Genomic DNA, 1,760 nt, shown 5'->3' on the forward strand with positions numbered 1-1,760 from the left:
TTCGATCCGGGCAGCCAACTCCTCCACCGACCCCACCTCGAACACCACCGACACCGGCACCCGCACACCCACCACCGACGACAACCGCGCCACCACACGCGTCGCCGCCAACGAATTACCCCCCAAATCCACAAACGAATCATCCAAACCGACCCGCCCCAAACCCAACACCGACGCCACCACCGACGCCACCGACTCCTCCAACACCGACCGCGGCGCCCGAAACTCCCGCACCGCAAACACCGGCTCCGGCAACGCCCCCCGATCCACCTTCCCCACCGGCGTCAACGGCACCTCATCAAGCACCACCACCAACGCCGGCACCATATACCCCGGCAACACCCCCGCCACCCGCTCACGCACCACACCCGACTCGAGCACCACACCCGACTCCGCCACCACATACGACACCAACGCCGACTCACCCGACGCCAACACCGACCCCACCGTCACCGCAAAACCCACCCCCGGCAACGACGACAACACCGCATCGATCTCCCCCAACTCGATACGAAAACCCCGCACCTTCACCTGAAAATCGCTACGCCCCACATACTCCAACACCCCATCACCACCCCGACGCACCAGATCACCCGTCCGATACATCCGCCCACCCGACGACGAAAACGGATCCGCCACAAAACGAGACGACGTCAACCCCACACGACCGTGATACCCCCGAGCCACCTGCGCCCCCGCCACATACAACTCCCCCACCACACCCTCAGGCACCGGACGCAAACGCTCATCCAGCACAAAACACCCCACCCCCGCAATCGCCGACCCGATCGACACCACCGAACCCGGCACCAACTCCGACGAACTCGTCGCCAAAATCGTCGTCTCCGTCGGACCATACGCATTGAAAAAACGCCGCACACCCGGAACAGACCACCGCCGCACCAACTCCGGCGTGAACGCCTCCCCCGCCACCACCACAGTCGACAACGAATCCAACCCCACCGGATCCATCGACCCCAACGCACCCGGCGTCATGAACACATGCGACACCCGCTCCGCCGCAATCAACTCCGCCAACTCCGGCCCACCACCGACACCCGCCGGAGCCACCACCACCGACGCCCCCGCCGAAAACCCCACCAACAACTCCAACAACGACACATCGAAACTCGGCGAACATACATGCAACACCCGAGACGACCCATCCACCCCGAAATGCTCACGCTCAGCCGAAATCAACGGCGCCACACCAGCATGCGACACCACCACACCCTTAGGCCGCCCCGTCGACCCCGACGTATAAATCATCCACGCCGCATCAACCAGCTCCACCGACCGCACCCGATCCGCATACGACACCGGACGCGACGACAACCCCGCCACCTCCGACACCACACCCGCATCATCGAACACCACCACCGGCACCGCAGACGGACACGACACCGACACCGCATCCACCACCGACGACACCGTCACCACCAACACAGCACCCGAATCGGACACCATGAACTCGACACGCTCAGCCGGATACCCCGGATCCACCGGCACAAAAGTCGCCCCCGACTTCACCACCGCCCACAACACCACCACCGACTCGAGCGAACGCGGCACCGCCACCACCACCGCATCCCCCGGACCCACACCCCGAGAAATCAACCACCGCGCCCACCGCGACGACACCTCATCGAGCTCCCGATACGACAACGACCGCCCACCAGCAACCACCGCCACCGCATCACCACACGACTCCACCGCCGACACCAACAACTGCGGCAACACCACACCCCGACCACGCCCAC

General features: G+C 64.8%; 1 protein-coding gene. It reads right to left on the reverse strand.

What is annotated here, in order from left to right; translation table 11 throughout:
• On the reverse strand, positions 1-1,743 hold a 1,743-nt coding region (locus HCA61_RS25785), incomplete at its 3' end, for a non-ribosomal peptide synthetase (RefSeq protein WP_169691045.1).
• Between the last annotated feature and the right edge of the window lie 17 nt (positions 1,744-1,760).

The sequence above is a fragment of the Rhodococcus sp. HNM0563 genome (genome assembly GCF_012726195.1).
Taxonomy (GTDB): domain Bacteria; phylum Actinomycetota; class Actinomycetes; order Mycobacteriales; family Mycobacteriaceae; genus Rhodococcus.